Origin of the sequence: Rhodococcus sp. NPDC057135, from assembly GCF_042670865.1 — a bacterium.
Taxonomy (GTDB): Bacteria; Actinomycetota; Actinomycetes; order Mycobacteriales; family Mycobacteriaceae; genus Rhodococcus_F.
The window spans coordinates 63,710-85,580 of record NZ_JBHUUU010000003.1; the positions used below are offsets into that span (position 1 = coordinate 63,710).

The 21,871-nt window shown below is 63.0% G+C and carries 20 protein-coding genes; 7 read left to right on the forward strand and 13 right to left on the reverse strand.

Translation table 11 applies throughout. The features are described from left to right. Positions 1-30 precede the first annotated feature (30 nt). Positions 31-576: a CGNR zinc finger domain-containing protein gene (locus tag ACFT1A_RS05710; protein ID WP_378446176.1), complete on the forward strand. Its 546-nt coding sequence runs from the start codon at positions 31-33 to the stop codon at positions 574-576. A gap of 109 nt (positions 577-685) precedes the next feature. Next, positions 686-1,984 (forward strand): NtaA/DmoA family FMN-dependent monooxygenase, encoded by a 1,299-nt coding sequence (locus ACFT1A_RS05715; protein WP_378446177.1) that lies wholly within the window; start codon positions 686-688, stop codon positions 1,982-1,984. On the opposite strand, the gene ACFT1A_RS05720 is transcribed toward ACFT1A_RS05715, so the two are convergent. Next, positions 1,981-2,946, reverse strand: coding sequence for a proline dehydrogenase family protein (locus ACFT1A_RS05720; protein ID WP_378446178.1), 966 nt, complete (start codon positions 2,944-2,946; stop codon positions 1,981-1,983). The two genes, ACFT1A_RS05715 and ACFT1A_RS05720, sit on opposite strands and share 4 nt — an antisense overlap. Beyond that, positions 2,946-4,607, reverse strand: a complete 1,662-nt coding sequence (gene pruA, locus ACFT1A_RS05725; RefSeq protein WP_378446179.1) for an L-glutamate gamma-semialdehyde dehydrogenase — start codon at positions 4,605-4,607, stop codon at positions 2,946-2,948. Before pruA ends, ACFT1A_RS05720 begins: the two co-directional genes overlap by 1 nt. 195 nt (positions 4,608-4,802) lie before the next feature. On the opposite strand from pruA, the gene ACFT1A_RS05730 reads away from it, so the two are divergent. Genes ACFT1A_RS05730 through ACFT1A_RS05740 form a run of 3 tightly spaced genes read left to right on the forward strand, consistent with a single transcriptional unit; the run spans position 4,803 to position 7,887 of the window. Next, positions 4,803-6,473 (forward strand): PucR family transcriptional regulator, encoded by a 1,671-nt coding sequence (locus ACFT1A_RS05730; protein ID WP_378446180.1) that lies wholly within the window; start codon positions 4,803-4,805, stop codon positions 6,471-6,473. Then, positions 6,470-6,787 (forward strand): nuclear transport factor 2 family protein, encoded by a 318-nt coding sequence (locus ACFT1A_RS05735; protein WP_378446181.1) that lies wholly within the window; start codon positions 6,470-6,472, stop codon positions 6,785-6,787. The genes ACFT1A_RS05730 and ACFT1A_RS05735 overlap by 4 nt, the downstream gene beginning before the upstream one ends. Next, on the forward strand, positions 6,787-7,887 hold the full coding sequence (locus ACFT1A_RS05740) for a DNA alkylation repair protein (protein WP_378446182.1): 1,101 nt from the start codon (positions 6,787-6,789) through the stop codon (positions 7,885-7,887). The genes ACFT1A_RS05735 and ACFT1A_RS05740 overlap by 1 nt, the downstream gene beginning before the upstream one ends. Positions 7,888-7,898: 11 nt before the next feature. Here ACFT1A_RS05740 and ACFT1A_RS05745 read toward each other — a convergent pair whose 3' ends face one another. Then, on the reverse strand, positions 7,899-8,345 hold the full coding sequence (locus tag ACFT1A_RS05745; RefSeq protein ID WP_378446532.1) for a DUF2752 domain-containing protein: 447 nt from the start codon (positions 8,343-8,345) through the stop codon (positions 7,899-7,901). A 50-nt stretch (positions 8,346-8,395) separates the two neighbouring features. Continuing rightward, entirely contained in the window at positions 8,396-8,686 is a 291-nt protein-coding gene (locus tag ACFT1A_RS05750; RefSeq protein ID WP_378446183.1) for a CD225/dispanin family protein, read from the reverse strand. A gap of 587 nt (positions 8,687-9,273) precedes the next feature. Between ACFT1A_RS05750 and ACFT1A_RS05755 the strand changes: the two genes are divergently transcribed. Then, positions 9,274-10,362, forward strand: coding sequence for a 3-deoxy-7-phosphoheptulonate synthase (locus ACFT1A_RS05755; protein WP_378446184.1), 1,089 nt, complete (start codon positions 9,274-9,276; stop codon positions 10,360-10,362). Positions 10,363-10,416: 54 nt separating this feature from the next. Here the strand turns inward: ACFT1A_RS05755 and ACFT1A_RS05760 are convergent, their stop codons facing one another. The 8 genes from ACFT1A_RS05760 to ACFT1A_RS05795 all read right to left on the reverse strand — a co-directional run bounded on the left by ACFT1A_RS05760 (position 10,417) and on the right by ACFT1A_RS05795 (position 20,231). Beyond that, entirely contained in the window at positions 10,417-11,220 is an 804-nt protein-coding gene (locus ACFT1A_RS05760) for a sugar phosphate isomerase/epimerase family protein (RefSeq protein ID WP_378446185.1), read from the reverse strand. Continuing rightward, on the reverse strand, positions 11,217-12,944 hold the full coding sequence (locus ACFT1A_RS05765) for an FAD-dependent oxidoreductase (RefSeq protein ID WP_378446186.1): 1,728 nt from the start codon (positions 12,942-12,944) through the stop codon (positions 11,217-11,219). The genes ACFT1A_RS05760 and ACFT1A_RS05765 overlap by 4 nt, the downstream gene beginning before the upstream one ends. Next, positions 12,941-14,035 carry a Gfo/Idh/MocA family protein gene (locus ACFT1A_RS05770; RefSeq protein ID WP_378446187.1) on the reverse strand — a complete coding sequence of 365 codons (1,095 nt, stop codon included), beginning with the start codon at positions 14,033-14,035 and terminating at the stop codon, positions 12,941-12,943. The genes ACFT1A_RS05765 and ACFT1A_RS05770 overlap by 4 nt, the downstream gene beginning before the upstream one ends. Then, complete coding sequence (locus ACFT1A_RS05775; RefSeq protein WP_378446188.1) at positions 14,035-14,859, reverse strand: aldo/keto reductase; 825 nt, start codon at positions 14,857-14,859, stop codon at positions 14,035-14,037. The genes ACFT1A_RS05770 and ACFT1A_RS05775 overlap by 1 nt, the downstream gene beginning before the upstream one ends. After that, positions 14,856-16,808: an FAD-dependent oxidoreductase gene (locus ACFT1A_RS05780; protein WP_378446533.1), complete on the reverse strand. Its 1,953-nt coding sequence runs from the start codon at positions 16,806-16,808 to the stop codon at positions 14,856-14,858. Before ACFT1A_RS05780 ends, ACFT1A_RS05775 begins: the two co-directional genes overlap by 4 nt. Positions 16,809-16,852: 44 nt before the next feature. Then, positions 16,853-17,734, reverse strand: coding sequence for a shikimate dehydrogenase (locus tag ACFT1A_RS05785; RefSeq protein WP_378446189.1), 882 nt, complete (start codon positions 17,732-17,734; stop codon positions 16,853-16,855). Positions 17,735-17,797: 63 nt separating this feature from the next. Beyond that, positions 17,798-19,174 (reverse strand): MFS transporter, encoded by a 1,377-nt coding sequence (locus tag ACFT1A_RS05790; RefSeq protein ID WP_378446190.1) that lies wholly within the window; start codon positions 19,172-19,174, stop codon positions 17,798-17,800. Positions 19,175-19,313: 139 nt separating this feature from the next. Then, entirely contained in the window at positions 19,314-20,231 is a 918-nt protein-coding gene (locus ACFT1A_RS05795; RefSeq protein WP_378446534.1) for a LysR substrate-binding domain-containing protein, read from the reverse strand. A gap of 134 nt (positions 20,232-20,365) precedes the next feature. Here ACFT1A_RS05795 and ACFT1A_RS05800 point away from each other — a divergent pair, with 134 nt between their 5' ends. After that, positions 20,366-21,058 carry an SDR family NAD(P)-dependent oxidoreductase gene (locus ACFT1A_RS05800; protein ID WP_378446191.1) on the forward strand — a complete coding sequence of 231 codons (693 nt, stop codon included), beginning with the start codon at positions 20,366-20,368 and terminating at the stop codon, positions 21,056-21,058. 22 nt (positions 21,059-21,080) lie between these two features. Here the strand turns inward: ACFT1A_RS05800 and ACFT1A_RS05805 are convergent, their stop codons facing one another. Further along, the gene (locus tag ACFT1A_RS05805; protein WP_378446192.1) at positions 21,081-21,854 is read right to left on the reverse strand and encodes a hypothetical protein; all 774 of its coding nucleotides are present in this window, start codon (positions 21,852-21,854) and stop codon (positions 21,081-21,083) included. Positions 21,855-21,871 lie beyond the last annotated feature (17 nt).

Genomic DNA, 21,871 nt, shown 5'->3' on the forward strand with positions numbered 1-21,871 from the left:
ACACTAGGTTGATACGGCTCAGGAGTCAAAGTGCATTTTGCTGGTGACACGGAATCGGCGCTCGTCTTCGCTGCCTCGTTGGTCAACACGGCCCGCGGCGGGGCCGAACTGCTTCCGGATCAAGAGGAACTGACACGGTTTCTCGACGCAGATCACTGGACCGGCAGGCGGGACGGCACGCTGAAGGAATTGGCGGCGGTTCGTGCACTGCGTCCCAGGCTGCGACAGTTCTGGGAAGTTGCGGGAGTGGACGACGCCGTCGAGTTGGTGAACACACTGTTGGTCGAATCGGGTGCGCGGCCGCGGCTCACCAGGCACGACGACCTCGGTTGGCATCTGCACGTCACCGCCGACGATTCGCCCCTGGCGGACCGGATGGCCGCAGAAGCGGCGATGGGTGTGCTCGATCTGATCCGAACCGACGAATTCTCGAGACTGCGATGGTGTGAGGCCCCGGATTGCGAAGCGGTCTTCGTGGATCTGTCGCGCAATCGTTCGAAACGATACTGCGACACCGGAAACTGTGGGAACAGGGCGCACGTCGCCGCCTATCGTGCCCGCAGATCCGGGGCGTAACCGAGTGGTGGAGGGTTAAGACCAGGCTGAGTGAATACCTTGTCGGGAGCCAGGATCGGTCTAGCGTTGTGAATTCGGAACAGATTTCGCGAAGCCAGGAGGATATTCGGTGGCCGATCGTAGGCGTCCGCTCAAAACGGTGACCGGTGTCAGCGGGGCGGCGAGTATCTACGACGCCGCGATCGATCCGACGACTTCGACGCTCGCGTCCGCGATCGAAATCGCGAAGACGGCCGAGGCGAACAAGATCGACGGACTGTTTGCTGCCGACCTGTTGAGCTTCGGTGCGCAGGGCGCGATCGGCGCGCAGGAACCGCTGATCTTTCTTGCCGCGCTGAGTGCGGTCACCACCCACGTGGGCCTCATCGCGACCGTCACGACGACGTTTCATCACCCCTTCAACCTGGCGCGGTTGTTCGGCACCCTCGACCATGTCAGCAATGGTAGGGCTGCGTGGAATGCGGTTACTTCCTCACTCGGAGAAGAGAACTACAGTGACCTGACGCTGCCGAGTCCGGAAGAGCGGTACGCCCGAGCGGCAGAGTCGCTCGAGGTCGTCAACGCACTGTTCGACAGCTGGAAGCCCGGTGCCCTGGTACCGGGAGAGGGGTCTGCGGTGCTGGATCCGTCGCGGGTGGTCCCCATCGAGCACCGAGGCAAGTATTTCACCGTGCAGGGGCCGTTGAACATTCCCTCACTGCCGCAGCGTCGTCCGGTTCAATTCCAGGCAGGACAGTCTGCCGGAGGTATCGAACTTGGTGCTCGCTTCGCAGAGGTCGTATTCACCTCTCTCCCAACCTTCGAGGACGCGGTCACCTACACGAAGACCATTCGCGCAAGGGCGGCAGAGTTGGGGCGTGGGGACCAACTGCCACTGATTTTCAGCTCGTTCCACGCAACGTACGGCGCCACCGAAGCCGAAGTCGACCGATTGGTCAGAGAGGCCGAGGAATCGACGGACTTCGACGCCGGACGCACGCGGCTTGCCGACATGTTCGGCGGCGACGTGGATTTCTCGGAATTACCGTTGGACCGGCCGATCCCGGAGTCGTTGATTCCGGACCCGTCGTCGGTGAATCGACGACGGGGTCGGGTCGAGATCTTCGGCAAGCTCGCCGCGCAAGGAAAGACGCTGCGTGAGTTGATCATCGCCTCCAAGGACACCGGCCACTGGGCAGCGGCAGGTACCCCGGAACAGCTCTCGGACGCGATCGCGGAGCGTTACGACGCGGGAGTTCTCGACGTCATCACGCTCGGTGACCTTGCTGATCCGCGCACACGCGATTTCGTCACGAACGGCCTGTTGCCGGAACTACGTAAGCGCGGAATCGTGGGAACGGACTACGTCGGCGGTACTTTCCGCGAGAACCTCGAGTTGCCGCCGCTGCCACAGTTTCCGGCGCCCTAGTTGTTGGAGGCGAGTGAGCGCATGAAGAACATCAGGTTGGCCGGTCGTTCCGCGAGGCGACGCATGAAGTAGCCGTACCACTGGCTGCCGTACGGAACGTAGACCCGTAGGTGATTGCCTTCGGCCACCAATCTGCGTTGTTCGCCGTCGCGGATGCCGTAGAGCATCTGGAACTCGAAATGCTCGGGTGTCCGCTCGGTGAGTGCGGCGAGTTCGAGTGCGGCGTCGATCATCGTGGGATCGTGGGAGGCGACCATCGGGTATCCGTCACCCTCCATCAAGACCTTCAGGCAACGCAGGTACGACGCGTCGACGTCGGCGGCCTTTTGAAAGGCGACTCCGGCTGGTTCCTTGTATGCGCCCTTGCACAGGCGAATTCGCGAACCTGGTCCGGAGAAGTGGCGGCAGTCGGCCTCGGTGCGATGCAGATATGCCTGCAGGACCGTGCCGAGCGTCGGGAAGTCGCGGCGCAACTCCTCGACTATGGACAGTGTCGAGTCGGTGGTGGTGTGATCCTCGGCGTCGACGGTGACCCACGCACCCACTTCGTCTGCCGCTGTGACAATTCGGTGTGCGTTCGCCAGTGCGATCTTCTCGCCGTCACCGGGGAGTGAGTGCCCCAACGCGGAGAGTTTGAGTGAAACCTCGAAGGGGTGTTGCGCCCCGGCAGCTTCGGAAAGCGTTGCATATGAACGGAGAAGAGAGAGATAGGCGTCGACGGTTGCGGTTGCCTGAGCTGGATCGGTGGTGTCCTCGCCGAGGTAGTCCACCGTCGCGAACCGGCCACTGGCGAGGATGTCGCGTACGGCAGAGACCGCTGCGGGTTCCGCGTCGCCGGCGACAAACCTGTCTACCAGCTTGCGAGTCACGGTCATCCCGGAGACCGTCTTCTCCAGTCGAGGCGAGCGCGCCGCCGCCAGAAGTACCGGGCGCAGCGGGTTGCTCAGGGACACGGCGCTCATCAACGGTTCTCGCTCTCGGCTGGATCGACGTCCTGGTGGGGGTAACGATGATCGGTGGGAGGAACGAAGGTTTCCTTCACGGTTCGCGTCGACGCCCAACGAAGCAGATTCTGCGGCGAACCGGCCTTGTCGTTGGTGCCCGAAGCCCGCGCACCTCCGAAGGGTTGCTGTCCGACAACCGCTCCCGTGGGCTTGTCGTTGACGTAGAAGTTTCCGGCGGCGAACCGCAGACCATGATGAGCCTGATCGACGGCGGCACGGTCGGTGGCGATCACGGCGCCGGTCAGAGCGTAGGCGGACCCGCTGTCGATACGAGCGAGGGTGTCGGCGTAGGCATTCGGTGAAGAGTCGTCGTAGACGTGCAACGAGAGTATGGGACCGAAGTATTCGGTGCTGAATGCCTCGTCACTAGGATCGTCGCCGAGCAGGACGGTCGGCGAGATGAAAAACCCTTCGCGGTCGTCGTAGTCGCCGCCTGCTGCGATGGTGAGGCTGCTGGTCGACTTGGCGCGGACGATCGCGGCGGCGTTGCGGTCGAAGGACCGTTGGTCGATGACGGCGCCGCCGAAGTTCGTCAGGTCGGTGACGTCGCCGTACTTCAGTGACGACACCGTGTCGATGAACGTGTCGCCCATCTTGGCCCACACCGACTTCGGGACGAATGCGCGTGATGCGGCCGAGCATTTCTGTCCCTGGTAGTCGAAGGCCCCGCGGATCAACGCCGTCGTGAGTACGTCCGGGTCCGCGGAACTGTGTGCGAGCACGAAGTCTTTGCCGCCGGTCTCGCCAACGAGACGCGGATACGTCCGGTAGTTCGAGATGTTGGCACCGACTTCCCGCCACAAACGCTGAAACGTTGCAGTCGATCCGGTGAAGTGGATGCCGGCCAGTCGGGGGTCCGCAAGCGCGACCTCGGACACCATGGGGCCGTCACCGAGAACAAGATTGATCACTCCGGGTGGTAGGCCCGCGGCTTCGAGTAGTTGCATCGTCAGGTATGCCGCGACGGCCTGCGTCGGTGACGGCTTCCAGATCACGGTGTTGCCCATCAGGGCCGGTGCGGTGGGTAGATTTCCGGCGATGGCGGTGAAATTGAAGGGCGTGATCGCGTAGACAAAGCCTTCGAGCGGCCGATATTCGACGCGATTCCACACTCCCGGAGCGGAAACGGGCTGGTCGGCGAGTATCTGACGAGCGAACGCGACGTTGAATCGCCAGAAGTCGATCAGTTCGCACGGTGCGTCGATCTCGGCCTGATATGCGGTCTTGGACTGCCCGAGCATTGTTGCGGCGGCGATGGTTTCACGCCATGGTCCGGAGAGCAGGTCGGCAGCTCTCAGGAAGACTGCAGCCCGGTCGTCGAACGAGAGGTCGCGCCAGGCGGGGGCAGCGAGGGTGGCGGCGTCGATTGCGTCTCGAACGTCCGAGTGCGTTGCGCTCGCAAATGATCCGATCACGGAACTGTGACGGTGTGGTTGAACCACGTTCTCCCGCTTACCTTCCGCGGTTCGGTGGACACCACCGATGACCTGTCTGATGTCGGTCGGTGTTTCGGCCAGTTCGGTCAGCTTCGTGCGCAGTCGAGATCGTTCCGGGCTTCCCGGCGCGTAATTGTTGACCGGTTCGTTGGAGGGATGGGGAACATTGGTGACGGCGTCCATGACGATCCTTCGGCAGACTCAGGAGTGGGCAGTTGTCGTGTTGTTCACCAGTCAAGTCGAAAGATCTCGGTGAGTAATCCGCTGACCGGCCAAACATCGGCGGCCGTGTTTGTCCGATCGGCTGAACTGTTTTCGCAGGAAAATGCACTATTCTCGAAATCAAGGCGTAGGAACGGTCCGGAAAGTTGGTGGTACGTGTCTATCCGTGGGGTCAGGCTCGACGCGGTCCTTGGGGCGCTGGGTGGAGCCTTTGTCGAGCTCGTCCTCGCGCCGCCAGGCGACGACTTCTTCGTCGACTCCGTGGTGTTCGTGGAGGTCGGGGACCTCGTACGCCCCAGAACTGCAGACGTCGAATCCTCTGAGCTCTGGCTCACTGTCGGTGTCGGTGCAGCCGAACTGGTGGCCTGGTTGAACCGCCTCGATCAGAGGGGCTCAGCGCCTCGGGCTGTCATGTCGAAGGAGGCCTCGGACACGTCGGTGCAGGAGGCGGCAAAGCGCGCCGGGATCGCTTTGATAGCGGTCCATCCGGACGCTCGGTGGGACCGATTGTTCACCACGATCCGCGGCGTGCTCGATCATTCGGTATCCCGACAGGATTCGGACGACATCGTATTCGGCAGTGACACAGACTTGTTCGAGTTGGCGCAGAACGTCGCAGCACTTACGCGGGGAATGGTCAGTATCGAGGACGAGCGTTCTCATGTCTTGGCCTACTCGGCATCGGGGGATGCTGCGGACGAGCTACGCAAACAGTCCATTCTCGGGCGCGAAGGACCTCACGAATACCTCCGAAAGCTGCAGGAGTGGGGCGTCTTCGAAAGCCTGCGGCGCAGCGACGACGTGGTCGAGGTGCCTGCCCACGAAGACCTCGCGATCAGGCGACGGTTGGTGGTTCCGATACGCAGGATCTCCGAGAACATCAAGGGGGAGAGTGGTTTCAGTTCTGGCCTGCTCGGCACCATCTGGGTTCAGGAAGGCCCGCTCCCCATTGCCGGCGATGCCGACAGCGTCCTCCGCGGCGCCGCTGCCGTTGCTGCTCGGCTGATTTCGCGTATTCGGGATGCGCCGAGTAACGAGGCGATACAGATTCAGCGGTTGCTCGGGGTTCGGGGCGGGGGTGTCGACGTTCCTTCCCTGGCGGCCTCGTTGTCCATTCCGATGTCCGGACCGGCGATGGTGATCGGCGTGGCGAGTGTCGGTGGCGGTGGGCTGCCGTCTTCGGGTGAACTCGTTTCTTCTTTGCGCCTGCACGCCAGCGCCTTTCAGCGTGAATCGCTGGTGTGCGCCGTCGGCACCCGGATCTATGTGCTGTTTCCGCGAACCTATTCCGTGAAATCCACAGTCTCGTGGACCCGCGACGTTATCGCGCGTTTGGACAAGGTGTCGCCCTCGGGTTTACGCGCCGCGGTGTCGTCTCCGGTTTCGACGCTCGCCGACGTGGCGCAGGCTCGGGCCGAAGTGGATCGGGTACTGGACGGAACGTCGGGGGATGTTCGTGTGACCACTCTCGCTGACTCGCGCACCCCGGTGCTGCTGCGCGAAATCATGAACACGATCGCGGCCGACGAGGAACTGCACGATCCGAGAATCGACGCCCTGGACGTCTACGACAAACGTAACGGGTCGAACATGCGGGAAAGCGTCAGCATCTATCTTGCGCTCTCGGGAGACGTCCGACGCGCATCCGAGCAGCTTCGCATTCACCCGAACACACTTCGGTATCGGATCAAGAGGGTCGAGGAGATCACAGATACCGACCTCTCCGAGCCGTCGGCGAGGCTGTTGATGGAGATTCAGCTGGCGGCCTCCGCTCGCGCAGTGAGGTCGCCGAACCTGTCGGACCCCAGCAGTACTCTTCGCGAATGATCGACTCAGCGAATGTGCCCGGCGCAGCGCGTGCGTACTTCGACGGCGGCGACGTCCGCAACGTGTTCACCGAAGACGCGGTGGTGCGTGACGACGGCCGGACGTATCTCGGCATCGAAGAAATCGCGGCATGGAAGTCCGCCGTGTCGACTGCGTTCACCTTCACCCAGAAGATCGAGTCGGTGCACACGCCTGGCTCGGCCGTTGTCGTGTCTGTGAAGGTCGAGGGCGATTTTCCGGGAAGCCCGGTCCAGTTACATCACCATTTCACTCTCGACGGTGATCGGGTTTCCGCTCTCACGGTGTGCCCCTGATGCCCACAGCTGACGAACTTCTCGGGGTATCCGTCGTGGCCGATCTGGCAGGCTGCCTCGAGCGTGCGACTGGTGATACGCGCCTTTCCCTCGTTCGAGGTAGTTCATCCGAATTCGACGGAATGAGTCTCGGTGAGCGCACACGCGTCGTACGGGATGCGATGATTGCCGAACTGCCCGAGGACTTTCCGGTTTTCGCGGAGATCATCCGTCGTGCGCTCGAAGAGGAGACCTTCACGGGGTGGATGATCTGGCCGGTCACCGAAGCAGTTGCCGTCACGGCAACACGGAGTGGCTCCGAGTCGGATTTCGACGGTGGAATGGCACTCCTCGCTGAGCTGACTTCGCGTCTGACTGGTGAATTCGCGATTCGAACCTTCCTTGAAACGGACCTTCACCGTTCTCTGGCGATTGCACTCGCCTGGACCAAGCACGAAGACGAACACGTCCGGCGCTTGGCTACCGAAGGCACTCGTGCACGCTTGCCTTGGGGTAGGCGAGTGAAAGAGTTGACGGCGCGTCCCGAGTCGACAATCTCCATTCTCGACGAGCTGTACCGGGATGATTCCGAATATGTACGCCGTTCGGTCGCAAACCATCTCAACGATCTCAGTCGTGCCGACGCGGCGCTCGCAGTGTCGACCGCGAAGCGTTGGTTGCAGACACCGGATCCCAACACACTGAAAATCGTCAAACATGCATTGCGGACGTTGATCAAGGCCGGCGACCCAGATGCTCTGTCTCTCTTGGGGTTCACACCGCCCACCGACGTCGTGGTCGAGGGGTTCGTCATCGACCGCGAAACAGTTGATGCGGGTGGAGAACTCACCTTCGACTTCGCCGTCACGAACAACGGCAGCGAGTCCGTCACCGTCGTGATCGATTACATCGTCCACCACGTGAAGGCCAACGGGCAGACCACGCCCAAGGTCTTCAAACTGACAACACGAACGCTGGAGCCCGGGGTGCCCGCCCGCATCGCGAAGAGGCATTCCTTCAAACCGATCAGTACCCGGAAGTACTACGCAGGCGACCACGCCGTCGAGGTACAGATCAACGGCGTACGCCAGGTGCGAGGCGTATTCCGCTTGGAGGCGTGAGGAGATCTGGCCTAGACGCGGAGACCGGCAAATATCGGGATCGGGGCTATGCGGACCGCCGTCCAGATCAACACGAGGGACAAGATCACAGCTGGTGACCAGCGCAACTGATGCCAAAGCACGACCGGTCTTCCACGGGTGCGGGCCGTCGTCCACGAGACGTACGTGAACGCTAGTGCAAGCAGTATCACGAGGCCGAAGGCATTGAAACGCATCGCCGCACCGATATCGCCGTGAATGAGGCTGTACACCATCCGAGTGCTACCGCAACCGGGGCAATTGACGTTGAACAGCGCTTTGGTCGGACAGACGGGAATGACCCCACCGGGTGTGGTGGGGTCACTCCAAGAGATGAAGGCGCACAGCGCAATTGCCGTGACCGCAACTGCCGCTGGCGCCTTCAGTGCGGCGAGTCGTGATTTGTCATCGTTCACGGTGTCATTGCAGATCGGTGTCATCACAGTTCGGCGTTTGTCCGTCAATCAGCGTCGCCGGTCAGCGTCGGTGGTCACAGGGAACTTGATCCGGCAAGGACGACGACAAAAAGGAAGTACAGAACAGCGACGGCAACACCAGCGCCGACCGACCACAGGGCGAACTTCTTGGCATCGTCAGCTGATTTTCGCGCAGCGTCGTACTGACCTTGCGCCCACAAAGTGTTGACCTGGCTTGATTTGACGATCGAGACGATGCCGAGCGGGAGGCAGCAGAACACTGTCACGAGAATCGCCCAGACCAGATTGTTGTCCGGCGGAGGGCCGACCGGTTGTTGCTGGCCGTAGTACGGGTTCTGCGTCATTGGTCACCTAGCGTTCGGAGAGACAGGGTGTTCGGAGAAACAGCTTCTGACGTGCGAAGTGCACGGGCAGCTGACAACCTAATGTGGTTTCGGTGGACGCAGTATCGATTGTTCGTATGACAAGAGAAGGCGCTCCATGTCGATGGAAGGGCTCTTGTCAGGCGCCAGAACGAGTGACAGCGCGTTCAGCGTCGACGGCCTTCGGCGACTGCGGGGGTGTGGCACGGACGGAAGGGGAGACCGTTAAATCGGCAGGGCCTCATCAACCTATTCGGCTGTGACAGTTGACGCCTTACTCGAAAATGCCAACCGCTCACCCGGTTCGGCCAGGCCTCGATGGTGAGCGTCGCGGATTAAGGTCACCGAATCCGGCTCGGAGTGGAGGGGCACGCCCATCCCATCCGAACTCGAGGTATCGTGACCGACATGCAGCGCGTCTATTTCTGGTTTAGCAGGCCGGCCCCGGGTGGGCCTGCCGGCGTAACCACGCGCTGACAACCTCCACCCAAGAGCCGGACTACAGACCGGCTCGCTGGAGTTTCTCTTCATCTCTGGGGTCGGCCTGAGAACAGGAAACCGAAAACCCCATGACTGTCACCATCGACACCACCGCAGCTTCGGACAGCCTCGACGATCAGCGCACTGTGAGTATCAGTCCGCTCGTGTCACCGGCAACTGTCCGTGCTCAGCACGCTCCGGACGAGGTCGCGGCTGCAACCGTGCGCACCGGTCGTGCAGACACCATCAACATCCTCAACGGTGACGACGACCGTTTGATCGTCGTTGTCGGTCCGTGCTCCGTGCACGATCCGGAAGCCGCGATGGACTACGCCCGCCGGTTGGCCGCCAAGGCAGAGGAGTTGCGGGACGATCTGCACATCGTCATGCGCGTTTACTTCGAGAAGCCGCGCACCACGCTCGGGTGGAAGGGACTGCTCAACGATCCGCACCTCGACGGAACTTTCGACATCAACACCGGGCTCGGTATCGGTCGCAAACTGCTTCTCGACGTGTCGAGTCTGGGTCTGCCTGTCGGTTGTGAATTCCTCGACCCGATCATGCCTCAGTACATTGCGGACCTGGTCAGCTACGGTGCGATCGGTGCTCGGACCGCTGCGAGCCAGGTGCATCGCCAGCTGTGCAGCGCACTGTCCATGCCCGTCGGCATCAAGAACTCCACCGAGGGCGACGTGCAGGTAGCAGTCGACGGTACCCGCGCTGCCGCCGCGAGCCATGTGTTCCCCGGAACCGACCTGGACGGTCAGGCAGCCTTGATTCGCACCGCCGGCAACCCCGACTGCCATGTCATTCTTCGCGGCGGCAGCGACGGACCGAATTACGATGCCGAGACGGTCGCAGACACTCTTGCCCGCCTGCGCAAGTCGAACCTGCCCGAGCGCGTGGTCATCGACGCGAGCCACGGCAACAGCAGCAAGGACCACGAGCGTCAGGTCATCGTCCTGGACGACATTGCCCGTCGTCTGACCGAGGGTGAGCAGGGAATTGCCGGCGTCATGTTGGAGAGCTTCATCGAGGCCGGACGTCAGGACCTGATCTTGGGCAAGGCGGACGAGCTCACTTACGGTCAGTCGATCACCGACGCGTGCATCGACTGGTCCACCACGGCAGCGCAGTTGGATCGTTTGGCGCAGGCCGTTGCGGCTCGGAGGGGCTGACGCCCCCGTGCGCGTTTAGGGAGTGCCTGGACTCGCTAAACGCGCACAGGGCCGCTAGGCCAACACCGCTCGCGTGGCCGTGACCAGGCGTTCCAGCCAAGCGTCCGTGCCGACGGCGCGGCGCAGCGGTTCGTTGGGCAATTCGATGCTGACCGGCAACCCGGCGGGCAACGTCGACCAGATGTCGGCCAGGGCGATGCCGCCGGTGCCGGGCACCAGACGCTCTTCGCGGGCGTGGCGGATCAGTTCTGCTTCATCGGTGGGAGCAGGGGTCGAACCGTCGCACATCTGGGCGTAGTGCAGCCACTCACGCGGGATCGACTCGAGATCCTCGAGCGTTGTTGCCGAGCGGTCGGTGTGCAATGCGTCGACGAGAACACTGCGAGCCGGACCGTCTGCCGCCGAGACGATCTCGATGGCTGCACGCGCATCGGGCACCGCGGTCCACGGCATGAACTCGAGGGAGGCGACGATGCCGTAGTTTGCGCACAGGTCAGCGAGCCGGGCATAGGAGTCCGTGAGTCGAGCACGGTCACGGTCGTCGCCACCGACCAGAACGGCCTTGGCGCCGAGCTGCGCTCCCGCTTCGAGAAGCGGAATGTAGTCGGCGGGGTCGAAGTCAGCTGCAAGGCGGATGATTTCGAGATCGAATACCTCCACCGGTGAATCCTTCAGTCGACGCACCAGTTCGTTCAACCCTTGCTTGTCCTCGTGCAAGGGGTAAGCCGTCGTACCCGGTGCCGCGGGCATCAGACGGATACCGATGGTGTCGAAGCCGTGCTTTTCGGCCAAGTCGACATGCTCCATCGGTGCGGTATCGAGCACGGTGAGGGCCGCCAGCCCGAGTGAGAGTGTCATGCGTGCGCTCCAACTGTTTTGGCGCCGGCCAGTTCCCGCCCGGCCAGGTAACCGAACGTCATGGCCGGACCGAGGTTGATACCGCCGGACGGGTAATGCCCACCCATCACGCTGGCCTGATCGACACCCACTGCAAGCAATCCCTCGATGGGGCGGTCGTTGTCGTCGAGCACTTGCGACGACGAGTCGGTGACAAGCCCGGCGAAGGTACCGAAGCTACCCGGTACAACTTTCACCGCGTAGTACGGACCCTTCTGCAAGGGTGCGAGTGACGGGTTCGGCCAGGGATTGGCGGTATCACCGGATCCCCGGTTGAACGGTGTTGTGCCGCGACCGAACTCGGGGTCGTCGCCACTGCGAGCTCCGGCGTTGAACGCCGAGACGGTCTTTTCCAACTGCGCCGGATCAACACCGATCTTCTCGGCCAAGTCCCGAACAGTGCGCCCCCGCGTGAGGTATCCCGAGCGCAGATACGGCTGGATCGGGATCGGTAGTGGCTTGGCCATGCCGAGCGGGAGGTAGCGCACGTACTGCTGATCGGCGATCAGCCACGAGCACACCTCATCGCCCTCGGGAACCTGCTCGACCATCGCAAGCGTGTAGTCGTGGTAGCCGAGTGCTTCGTTGACAAACCGCTTGCCGTTCGCGAGAACCCCGATGACGCCCGGCTTTCCGCGGTCGAGGATGTGGGGGAACACACCTTCCTTGCCGTTGCGGTACCGAACGATGGAGACGGGGCAGTACGCGACGGGGGAGGCGAGCGTGCGGTCGAGTCGTCCGCCCACGGATTCGCCGAGGGTGATGCCGTCGCCGGTGGTTGTCTTCGGGGTGAGCGACCAGTGCTCGTGTCCGGTTGGGGTGCGCGGGAACAATTCGCGTCGTCGGTCGATGTCCTGTGCAAAGCCGCCGGTGGCGAGTACGACGCCACGCGTGGCTGTTACCGAGTACGCACCGTCCGGACCTTCGAGACGGACGCCGACAACGCGGCCGTCGTCATCGGTCTGCAATGCGGTCGCGGACGTCTTGACCCGAAACTCGACGCCCAGATCGAGCGCTGAACGCAGCATCATGCCGACCAGGGCAGTACCGTTGACGAGTTGCTGACCGCGACGCTTGGTGGCGAGGTCGAACATGTGCTTGGTGACACGTACACCGCAGTGCACGAGCGCTTTCGGTGACCGCGTCGAGTGCAGGAACGCCTGCAGATCGGGGCCGGCCATGATGCCCATTCCGAGGAACGACGTCTCGTACAACTGCCGACGCAGTAGCGCCGCAACATCTGGTCCGAGCTTTCGCAGACTCACCGGTTTCGGCCCGACGGACCGGTGACCTGTGCCGGCACCCGGTGTGTCGCCGTGAATATCGGCGATCTTGGCTCCGGGAACGAACTTCAGAGCAGTCTTGCGTTCGAAGAACTCGACCATCTCCGGTGCGCCGTCGAGGAGTGCATCGACTTTGGCGGCGTCGAAGTTGTCTCCGAGTCGGTTCTCGAGATAGGTACGGGGTGCCGAGCGATCCTCGACAACACCGTCGGCGATGGCAAACATGTTGCGCGGGGTCCACATCCACCCGCCCGACCATGCCGTTGCGCCGCCGCAGGTGTCGGCCTTCTCCACAACGAGTACGGACGCGCCACCATGCGCTGCGGCAATTGCTGTCGAAAGCCCGCCTGCACCGGAGCCCACGACAACCACGTCGTAGGGGAGGGGGGTACTGCTACTCATTGCTGCTCCTTGGCAGTTGTTGCGAGGGTCGGCGTCGGCGTCAGTTCGACGACCTTCCCGGTTCGTGACGATTCGTAGACTGCGGCGATGATGGCCAGCGAGGCGCGGGCGTCGCGTCCGGTGACAGCGGGTTCGCGCCCGCTCAGGACGGCGTCGGCGAAGTCTTGCACCTGCAGGGTGTGGAAGTCCGTCAGTGCCGCATTGACCGCGCCCACATCAAGATTCGCATCAATGTCCGCCGAGTACGGCGACCGGAACTCCACTTCGCCCGGCACGGTCCAGATTTCGTTGACACCCTCGTGCCCTTCGGGGAACTCGAGGACACTGGCGATTGCGCCGGTGCGCCCGATCACCGTGACGCGGTTGCCCAAATTGTGATTGGCACCCGTGGTCGCGGTGACGGTGGCGGTGCCGCCGGAGGCAAAGGAAATCACCGCCGACGCGCTGTCCTCGGTCTCGATGTGCTCACCGTGAGTATGGGTGCGGATGAAGCCACTGACCGAGACGGCCTCGCCCATGAACCAGGCCAGCATGTCGATCTGGTGCACGGCCTGCGTCATGAGCACGCCGCCGCCGTCGGTGTCCCAGCGCCCGCGCCACGCGTCGGCCGAGTAGTAACTCGATGGGCGATGCAGGATCACCGACGCTTCACCGAGCGTGGGAAGCCCGATCCGGCCGTCGTCGATCGCGTCCCGGATACGACGCGCTGCCGGCCAGAAGCGTCGTTGGAAGAGGACGCCGAAGGTGATACCGGCTCGGTCGGCGGCCTCGATCATGCGGTCGGCTGCAGCAACATCCACCGCGATGGGCTTCTCGCACAACACATGTACACCGGCCTCGGCCGCGGCAACGACTACCTCTTCGTGTACCGGGTGAGGCGTGCAGACGGTGCAGGCATCGAGACCGAGAGCAAGCAGTTCGTCAACGGAACTTACGGCTGCGGGAATGCCGTGAAGTGCCGCGAACTCCTGGGCGCGCCCAAGATCGGGATCGCAGCAACCGATCACCTCGACGCCGGGTACTTGTTGCAGAGCACGGGCATGGTTGCCGGCGATCTTGCCGCAGCCGACGATTCCGACTTTCAACGTCATCAGAAATGCTCCTCTGCTTCGACGTCCCGCGCCGCGGACTCGCCGCGGTCGAGACTGTTCAGGGCGGTGACGTCTTCGGCGGTAAGTGTCACGTCGAGGGCCGCCAGATTCTCGGCCTGGCGGGTCGGGTTAGCTGACCTCGCGACCGGGACCACGCCCTGCGACGAATGCCACGCGAGGACCACCTGCGCTGGGGTGCAACCGATTCGACCGGCAATCTCCCCGACGACGGCGTTGTCGAGCACGTCACCCCGGCCGAGGGGGCTCCACGACTGGGTGAAAACGCCGAGCTCGTCGTTTGCCCGGCGCACCGGAATGCGAGCGAGCGACGGGTCCATCTGAATCTGGTTGACTGCCGGTGCCTCACCGGTTTCGGTGACGAGTCGGCGCAAGTGGTGCTCCAGGAAGTTCGACACACCGACGTACCTGACCAGTCCGGCATCGCGGCAGGCCAGCATCGCCTCGAACGACGCAACGTAGCGATCGATTCGCGGGAGCGGCCAGTGGATCAGGAAAAGATCCAGCCGGTCGAGCCCCAGTCGTTCCAGGCTCTGCTCGAGGGCGCCCCGGATGTCACCGGAAACCTGGTCGTTGCCACGAAGTTTGGTGGTGACAAACAGTTCTTCTCGCTGCAGACCAGATTCTGCCAGCGCCACTCCGACAGCATCCTCGTTGCCGTAGATCGCGGCGGTGTCGATGAGGCGGTATCCAGCCTCGATACCGGAGAGAACGGACGTCGTGGCGTCCGCGCCGACGAGGGGCCAGGTTCCGAGTCCGATGGGCGGCAATGCAGTTGCGACCGGTGCGGCTGCCTGTGTAGTCATGCGTGAATCTCCTGACGGGCCGCAGCGGCGGCCGTGATCGTGACGGCGACTTCGGCTGCGGTGACGAGTGCAGCGTGAATGGACCCGCCGTCTCCGCTCGCATCGCCGACGGTATGGACACCGAGGCGCGGCGCCAGTGAACGTAGTTCGGTCAGAAGCTCCGAGCGTGGCTCGACGCCCTGTGAGATCAGCAGTTCACCGGGAGCGTCGACCTCGCTCAGCACACCGGCCGTCGAGATCGTGACCGAGTCGGTGTCGACCTTGGTGATGATCGAGCTCAGGTAGGTCGTGAGGTTCTCACTTGCGGCCAGGCGCGGCAGCAGCACGATCTTGCCGCGACGTCCGACGTCGTGCGCGATGGTTTCCTGTGGGCCGATCATCACGACTCGGGTGCCCTTCTGGAGGAGATCGTCGGCGACAGCCGCAGCCTCGCGATCTGCACCGAAGATCGTGATCGCATCGGGGGCAGGATCTTCGGAGACGAGGAATTCGCGGATGTCACGAACGGTGCGCGTTGCTGCTCGGGGGAGATCGACCGTGGGGCCTACGCCGCCGGCGGCCAGGACTATCGCGTCGAAGTCACGGCCGGCGAGTGAAGCGGCATCTGCCCTGGTCGACGTGTGGCACTGCACTCCGAGATCAGCCAGCTCGTCGAGATACCACTCCACGATCCGCCCGTACTCGGGATACTCGTGCAACTTTGACGCCAAGGCGAAGTCGCCACCGAGACGGGGGCGTTCGTCGTACAGGTCGACGCGGTGGCCGGCGAGTGCGAGGTCGCGGGCAGCAGCCATTCCGGAGGGTCCGGCGCCGATGACGGCGACCCGCGCGGAGGCATCAGCCGGCGTCGTGGGCTGGTCCAATTCACGGCCGACCCATGGGTTGACGGAACACGGGATCGGCCCAGCGGCCAGGCTGTCGATGCAATAGTTACAGGCGATGCACGGGCGGTAGCGGCCGCCGTCGATCGCGCGCTTGGGGAAGTCGGGATCAGCGTGCAGAGTCCGTGCCATGCTGACGAAGTTCGCTTGCCCGGATTCGATGATCTGCGCGGCGATTTCGGGTGATGTGATGCGCCCGGCCACACCCACCGGGATGTCGAAGTCGCGCTGGTACTGCTCGGAGTACGGCGCGAGGAGGCCACGCGACCATTCGCCGGGCTGGATGATCCACTGTCCCGCTTCGTAGTTGCCCGCCGAGACGTCGAGGAAATCGAGGCGGTCCGTGTCGATGGCGTCGATGCGGGCACGGGTCGTCTCGGCGTCGAGCCCGCCGTCGATTCCCTCGAAGGCTGAGAATCGAAGTCCCAGAGTGATTCCCGGAGCATGCTCGTGTACGGCGGCGATGACCTTGTTGACGAAGAGAGTCGGGTCCGCCCACTCGTCGTCACGATGGTTGTAAGCGGGGGAGAGGAACTGGTGGATCAGGTACCCGTGCCCGCCGTGCAGGGAGATGACGTCGACGCCGGCCTTCTGGCATCGTGCAGCAGCCTCACCGAAGCATTCGATGATGTGCTCGATGTCGTCGCCGTCGAGTTGTTCGGGCATCTCGCCGCCGACCACCAAGCACGGAATCGGAGTCGGGGCAACGGGAACGAAACCGCTGACCGAACCCTGCGCTGTGCGACCACCGTGGTTGAGTTCGACTCCGACGAGTGCACCGTTAGCATGGATCGCGTCGACCATCTTCTTGATGCCGGGGATCCGCTCGTCGACGTCGACACCCATCTGCCGGATGCGCCCCTTGCCGTCGGCGCGCACGTAGCTCGCCTCGGTGAAGATCAGTGCTGCACCACCTTCGGCGCGGCGTGCGAGGTACGCGATGTACTCGTCCGTCATGGTTCCGTCGACCTCGCAGTAATTGCGCTCCATCGGAGCCGACACGAATCGGTTTCGGAGGCGGACGGTGCCCATGTCGAGAGGTTCGGCGAACGGCGCAGTCACGTTCATCAGCGCTCCTGGTACTTCGCGAGAAAGTAGGTGCTCGGTTGTGCTCATGCGTGTGCCGCCTCGGAGAGCAGATCGCGCAGATGACTGCGCATGCGGTCCGTATCGGCTTCGACACCGGTCAGGAGAGTGAAGGTGTCCGAGGCTTGTGCCACCAGCATCTGACCACCGTCGAGAACCGAGCATCCGAGAGTGAGTGCAGCGTCGAGTAATTCGGTGCGCATCGGCCGATAAACGATGTCCGCGACCCACAACTCGGAGTGCAGTGCCGCGGGGTCGAAGGGGGTTCCGGGATGACCGACCATGCCGATCGGCGACGCATTGACGACTCCGTCGCACGTAGCCAGATTGTCGCCGATCTGATCGATCGTCAAAGCCGTTGTGCGCGTTGTGGGGAAGGCCGAGGACACGCGCGAGCACACATCGGCAGCACGTTCGGGATCGACGTCGGCGATGCGGAGGTCCGTCGTACCGGCCGCGGCGAGTGCGTACGCCACCGCGGAACCCGCGCCGCCTGCGCCGGCGAGTACCACTCGGTCCAAGGTGGCGTCGGGTAAACCGCGTTGCAGTGCGGTGAGGAATCCGCTGTGATCGGTGTTGTGGCCGATCAGACGGCCGTTGTCGACGACAACCGTGTTGACGGCACCGAGCAATCGGGCATTGTCGGACAGTTCGTCGAGTGCGTCCACGACAACCTGCTTGCACGGGTGGGTGATGTTCAGCCCGGTGAAACCGCCTGCGACGGCGCTCCGCACCACCTCGCCGGTCTTCTCGACCGAGACCGTCAGGTTCTCGAGATCGATCAGTTCGTAGCTGTAGTCGACGAGTGCGAGTGCTGATGCTTCGTGCGAGTGCAGCGCCGGCGAGAGGGAGGTCGAGATCCCCGCTCCGACAAGGCCGATTCGGTGACGTGTGAATTCGGTAGTCATGACATTCTCCTGCATAAGTGGGGACGGCCCCTCGCGGAAATTCAACGCGAGGGGCCGGTCCGGTCAAGCGTTGTTGCTGGTGAGCTCTGAGTCCTGCTTGGTCGGCAGGCTCGGCTTCGGTTGGCCCAGTTCAGCTGTGGGCGTCCGGTATGTCTCCGGCCCGGTCATGGCGGCGATGGCTGACACGACTGCAAAACCGAGGCACATCCAGGCAACCGGCGTCCAGTTGCTCTTGTCTCCAGCCGAAATCGCCTGGGCGATAGCGGGTGTGAAGCCGGCGACGAGTAGACCGAGCATGAGGCTCACAGCCATACCGGTGTATCGGACCTTCGCGGGGAACTGCTCCGGGAAGTACGCCGGGTAGGTACCATTGGGCATCGCGTAGAAGATGCCGATCATGACGATTCCCGAAGCGAAGACCATGGGGACGCTCTGGGTTCCGATGGAATGGAAGAACACGAAGATCATCAGCCCCGCTCCGATCGCACCGATGACGAAGATCGGCTTGCGTCCGTAGCGATCGGAGAGAATGCCGAACAGTGGCTGCGTCAGTACGGCAACAAAATTGGCGGTCGCGATGGCCCACAGCATCGTGGAGCGTTCGAATCCGGATTCGACGGCGTACGCCAGCGCGAAGACGTTGACGATGGTGTTGATCATCGCGAAGGTCGAGCTCATGCTGATACGGATCACGGTGCGCCAGTGCGAGCGGAACATCTCGACGACGGGGATTCCCGCTGTCTCGTCCTGCTCTTTGAGTTCTTCGAACACTTCGGGCTCGTCGAGGGTGCGACGCAACCAGAGCGCGACCACGGTCACGATGATGCTGAGCCAGAAGGGAACTCGCCAACCCCATGAGTAGAGGTCTTCGTCGGGCAGGCTTGCCACCGGGATGAATACCAGGCTGGAGATGACGATGCCGAACATGATCCCGCTCATGGTGAACGAGGTGAAGAACGAGCGACGGTGATCAGGTGCGTGTTCGAGTGTCAGCGCCGACGAGCCGGGGGATTCACCGCCGGCGGAGAGCCCTTGAAGGAGACGGAGCAAGACGAGGATGATCGGTGCGGCTATGCCGATCTGGTCGTAGGTCGGCAGGCAACCGACGATGACGGTCGCGACTCCCATGAGGAGAAGACACGCGAGAAGTGCGTTCTTACGTCCGTACCGATCGCCGAGGTGACCCCACAGCACCGCGCCGAGCGGGCGGGCGACGTAGGCAACACCCAGGGTGCTGATCGAGAGCAGGGTTGCCGTTGATCCGCCGCCGGGGAAGAAGATCTTGGGGAACACCAGCGCGGCCGCGGAGCCGTAGATGAAGAAGTCGTAGTACTCGAGGGTGCTGCCGAGGAAGCCCGAAACGGCGGCGCGGCGCGCGTTCGCATTCGGATGTTCCTCGGTCGAGTTCGTGGAACCGGTGGAGGTAATCGGAGGTGCCATGTGAAGTCCTTTCGTCCCGATGGGCCGGCCGTGGTGGCACGTGTGGAGATGCACCACGCATCGGTGACGTCCCTCACCTTTCGGCGGCTGAGACGACAGTGCCACGAAGGACTATGGCGCGTCCAACACTAAATGAGTCTCAGATAATGACGTTATTGGTCTCAATGTCTGGGGTAGGCAGAATCTCCTCCGACGTCTCCAGCGCGACGGCGAGCGCATCGGTCATGTGCCGTGGTGACCAGGCAATTCCGTGATTCATGTACGTCGGCTCGCCGGTGAGCGGGACGAACACACTGCCAGGGGGCGTGATCGCAGCCATGCCCGACGTCATCAGGGCTACGCCGACGCCGGCAGCAACAAGCATCAGGATCATGTACGGATCGGTGATCTCCTGAACTACGCGAGGTCTGAAGTCGGCGTTCATGCAAGCCCGCATCGCGGTCTCCTGCAGTGCCGAGCCGGCCGAGAGCGGGGTGGTCACGAATCCGTCGCCGGCCAATTCGCGGAGATCGATCGCGTCCCTCTCGGCAAGGGGATGGTCGATCGGAAGCACGGCGCCGAACGCCTCCCGTCGAATAAGTCGGGTAGAGAGCGATGCGGATTCCACGGGTAGTCCGACGAAGGCGAGATCGAGGGCGCCGCTCTCGAGTTGAATGACCGCGTCGCGCGTCATGATCCGGCCGAGGAGTGTCAGTTCGACTTCGGGATAGCGCTGACGCAACGCGCGGGTGAGTGGCGGAAGTGCTTGATAATTGAGCACTCCGGTGAATCCGATCGTGACTCGCCCGTAGACGCCTCCCGACGACGCACGCGTAGCGTGCCGTGCGGTCTCCATGTTCTCGATGACGCGATAGGCGTGGGGGAGAAAGGCATGACCGCCGGACGTGAGTGCGACGCTGCGGGTGCTCCGTTCGAACAACTTGACGCCGATATCTTTTTCGAGCTTTCGGATCATCTGGCTGAGCGGCGACTGCGCCATCTGGAGCCGAGACGCGGCCCGTCCGAAGTGAAGTTCTTCCGCAACCGCGACGAACGCGTGCAACCAGCGGGTTTCCATCGACAACGCCTCCAGGTATTTGACGTCGAGGACAAACGCCATATATTCAGAATTTCTACACAGTGTGACGGCAATTATGCCTATTTGCAACATAAATTGAGTGCGTAACGCACAGAAACTCAGGAGTGAAGAGGATGCAGAGTTATCCGGAAGGTGTCACCGCGCTCATCACCGGCGGTGCGAGCGGAATCGGCGCCGCCAGCGCAAAGTTGCTGACGGAGAGGGGAGTTCGGGTGATAACGGCAGATCTTGCCGAGGGTGCGCACGAACAACTCGACGTGAGTGACCCGGTCGCCGTCGACGCGCTTCGTGCCCGAGTCGGCAGTGTCGACATCTTGATCAACAGCGCGGGAATTGTCGGGCCGTCAGCGCCGCTGGTCGAGGTTGATCTTGCGGCCTGGCAGCGTACGTTCCGCATCAACGTCGAGGGAACATTCCTCATGTGCCGGGCATTCGTACCGGGGATGGTCGCGTCGGGGTGGGGACGGGTCGTCAATCTCGCGAGTATTGCTGCCAAGGACGGAAACCCGAATCAGAGTGCGTATTCGGCGTCCAAAGCGGCCGTTGTCGCGCTGACGAAATCACTCGGCAAAGAGGTCGCCACCACCGGAGTGCTGGTCAATGCGATAGCGCCGGCGGCGGTGGAAAGCCCCATGAATGCCGGCACCGATCCTGCCATTCTCGCCCGTTCGCAATCTTTGACGCCGATGGCGCGGATGGGGAAGGCGGACGAGATCGCCGAACTGATCTCCTGGCTGTCGTCGTCTGCGGTGAGTTACTCGACCGGTGCCGTGTACGACGCCAGCGGTGGCCGCGCAACGTATTGAAATACCTTCTGGAGGAAGCCGATCAGAATTGGAGCAGTGACTGCCACAGTTCACGAGATGCATCCTGGTACTCGAGCATGTGCGAGATCAGGTCTCGCAGTGGCTGCGTTGGTTCGAGCTCTTCCGGAAGTAGTGGATTGCGGACGATGACCGCGATGATCGCGCTGCCCAGGGCAAGTGATTCGCGGGCGGCTTCCTCGCGGCTGATTGCCGCCAGGCGGGTTTGCGCCTGTGTGAGTGCTTCGCGAGCCTCGGCGATGTCGGCCAACAGCGCCTCCGAGTTCCAGAGCGTACGGATTGTCGAATCATCCTCGGGGGTAAGGTGATCAACCTCCATCAGCGACGATTCGGGAGCGGCGCCGAGTCGGCGGAGAGTGCGGCGAGCGCTGTCGATTCCGCCGTCGAGATTGTTCGGACGGACGGCGAGTGTGGGCTTCCAGTCCTCGTAGCCCGCCAGGCGCAACGCTTGATCGTGCCGGCGGGCGGCGGTGCGGTCGCTTCGTTTGAGCCCTGAGTGCTCGACGGCGATCCAGGTGCCGTCCCAGGGGCGTATGCGATCGGTACGAGTTCGCCACCCCTCGACCTCACTGTAGGTGGGGATGCCGTCCGGGTTGAGGACGTACGTTCCCCGGGCGGTGCGACGCAGTTTGTCCTCGCGGCACAGACGGCCCGCTGCCACGCGAATGCTCGATGCGCTGACGCCGACAATCTCGCCGGCCCGGGTCAGCACAGCGGTGCTGAACTCGGTGTCCGGGCTTGCCGTTGCGAGGTCCAGCACAACTCGGGTTGCGGACATTCCTCGATCAGTTTGTA

What these genes read in the sequence shown, in the direction of transcription:
- ACFT1A_RS05720 (WP_378446178.1), bottom strand. Translation starts at nt 2,946, where the DNA reads ATGAGCGCCGTGTCCCTGAGCAACCCGCTGCGCCCGGTACTTCTGGCG.
- pruA (WP_378446179.1), bottom strand. Translation starts at nt 4,607, where the DNA reads ATGGACGCCGTCACCAATGTTCCCCATCCCTCCAACGAACCGGTCAAC.
- ACFT1A_RS05735 (WP_378446181.1), top strand. Translation starts at nt 6,470, where the DNA reads ATGATCGACTCAGCGAATGTGCCCGGCGCAGCGCGTGCGTACTTCGAC.
- ACFT1A_RS05740 (WP_378446182.1), top strand. Translation starts at nt 6,787, where the DNA reads ATGCCCACAGCTGACGAACTTCTCGGGGTATCCGTCGTGGCCGATCTG.
- ACFT1A_RS05745 (WP_378446532.1), bottom strand. Translation starts at nt 8,345, where the DNA reads ATGACACCGATCTGCAATGACACCGTGAACGATGACAAATCACGACTC.
- ACFT1A_RS05750 (WP_378446183.1), bottom strand. Translation starts at nt 8,686, where the DNA reads ATGACGCAGAACCCGTACTACGGCCAGCAACAACCGGTCGGCCCTCCG.
- ACFT1A_RS05755 (WP_378446184.1), top strand. Translation starts at nt 9,274, where the DNA reads ATGACTGTCACCATCGACACCACCGCAGCTTCGGACAGCCTCGACGAT.
- ACFT1A_RS05760 (WP_378446185.1), bottom strand. Translation starts at nt 11,220, where the DNA reads ATGACACTCTCACTCGGGCTGGCGGCCCTCACCGTGCTCGATACCGCA.
- ACFT1A_RS05765 (WP_378446186.1), bottom strand. Translation starts at nt 12,944, where the DNA reads ATGAGTAGCAGTACCCCCCTCCCCTACGACGTGGTTGTCGTGGGCTCC.
- ACFT1A_RS05770 (WP_378446187.1), bottom strand. Translation starts at nt 14,035, where the DNA reads ATGACGTTGAAAGTCGGAATCGTCGGCTGCGGCAAGATCGCCGGCAAC.
- ACFT1A_RS05775 (WP_378446188.1), bottom strand. Translation starts at nt 14,859, where the DNA reads ATGACTACACAGGCAGCCGCACCGGTCGCAACTGCATTGCCGCCCATC.
- ACFT1A_RS05780 (WP_378446533.1), bottom strand. Translation starts at nt 16,808, where the DNA reads ATGAACGTGACTGCGCCGTTCGCCGAACCTCTCGACATGGGCACCGTC.
- ACFT1A_RS05785 (WP_378446189.1), bottom strand. Translation starts at nt 17,734, where the DNA reads ATGACTACCGAATTCACACGTCACCGAATCGGCCTTGTCGGAGCGGGG.
- ACFT1A_RS05790 (WP_378446190.1), bottom strand. Translation starts at nt 19,174, where the DNA reads ATGGCACCTCCGATTACCTCCACCGGTTCCACGAACTCGACCGAGGAA.
- ACFT1A_RS05795 (WP_378446534.1), bottom strand. Translation starts at nt 20,231, where the DNA reads ATGGAAACCCGCTGGTTGCACGCGTTCGTCGCGGTTGCGGAAGAACTT.
- ACFT1A_RS05800 (WP_378446191.1), top strand. Translation starts at nt 20,366, where the DNA reads ATGCAGAGTTATCCGGAAGGTGTCACCGCGCTCATCACCGGCGGTGCG.
- ACFT1A_RS05805 (WP_378446192.1), bottom strand. Translation starts at nt 21,854, where the DNA reads ATGTCCGCAACCCGAGTTGTGCTGGACCTCGCAACGGCAAGCCCGGAC.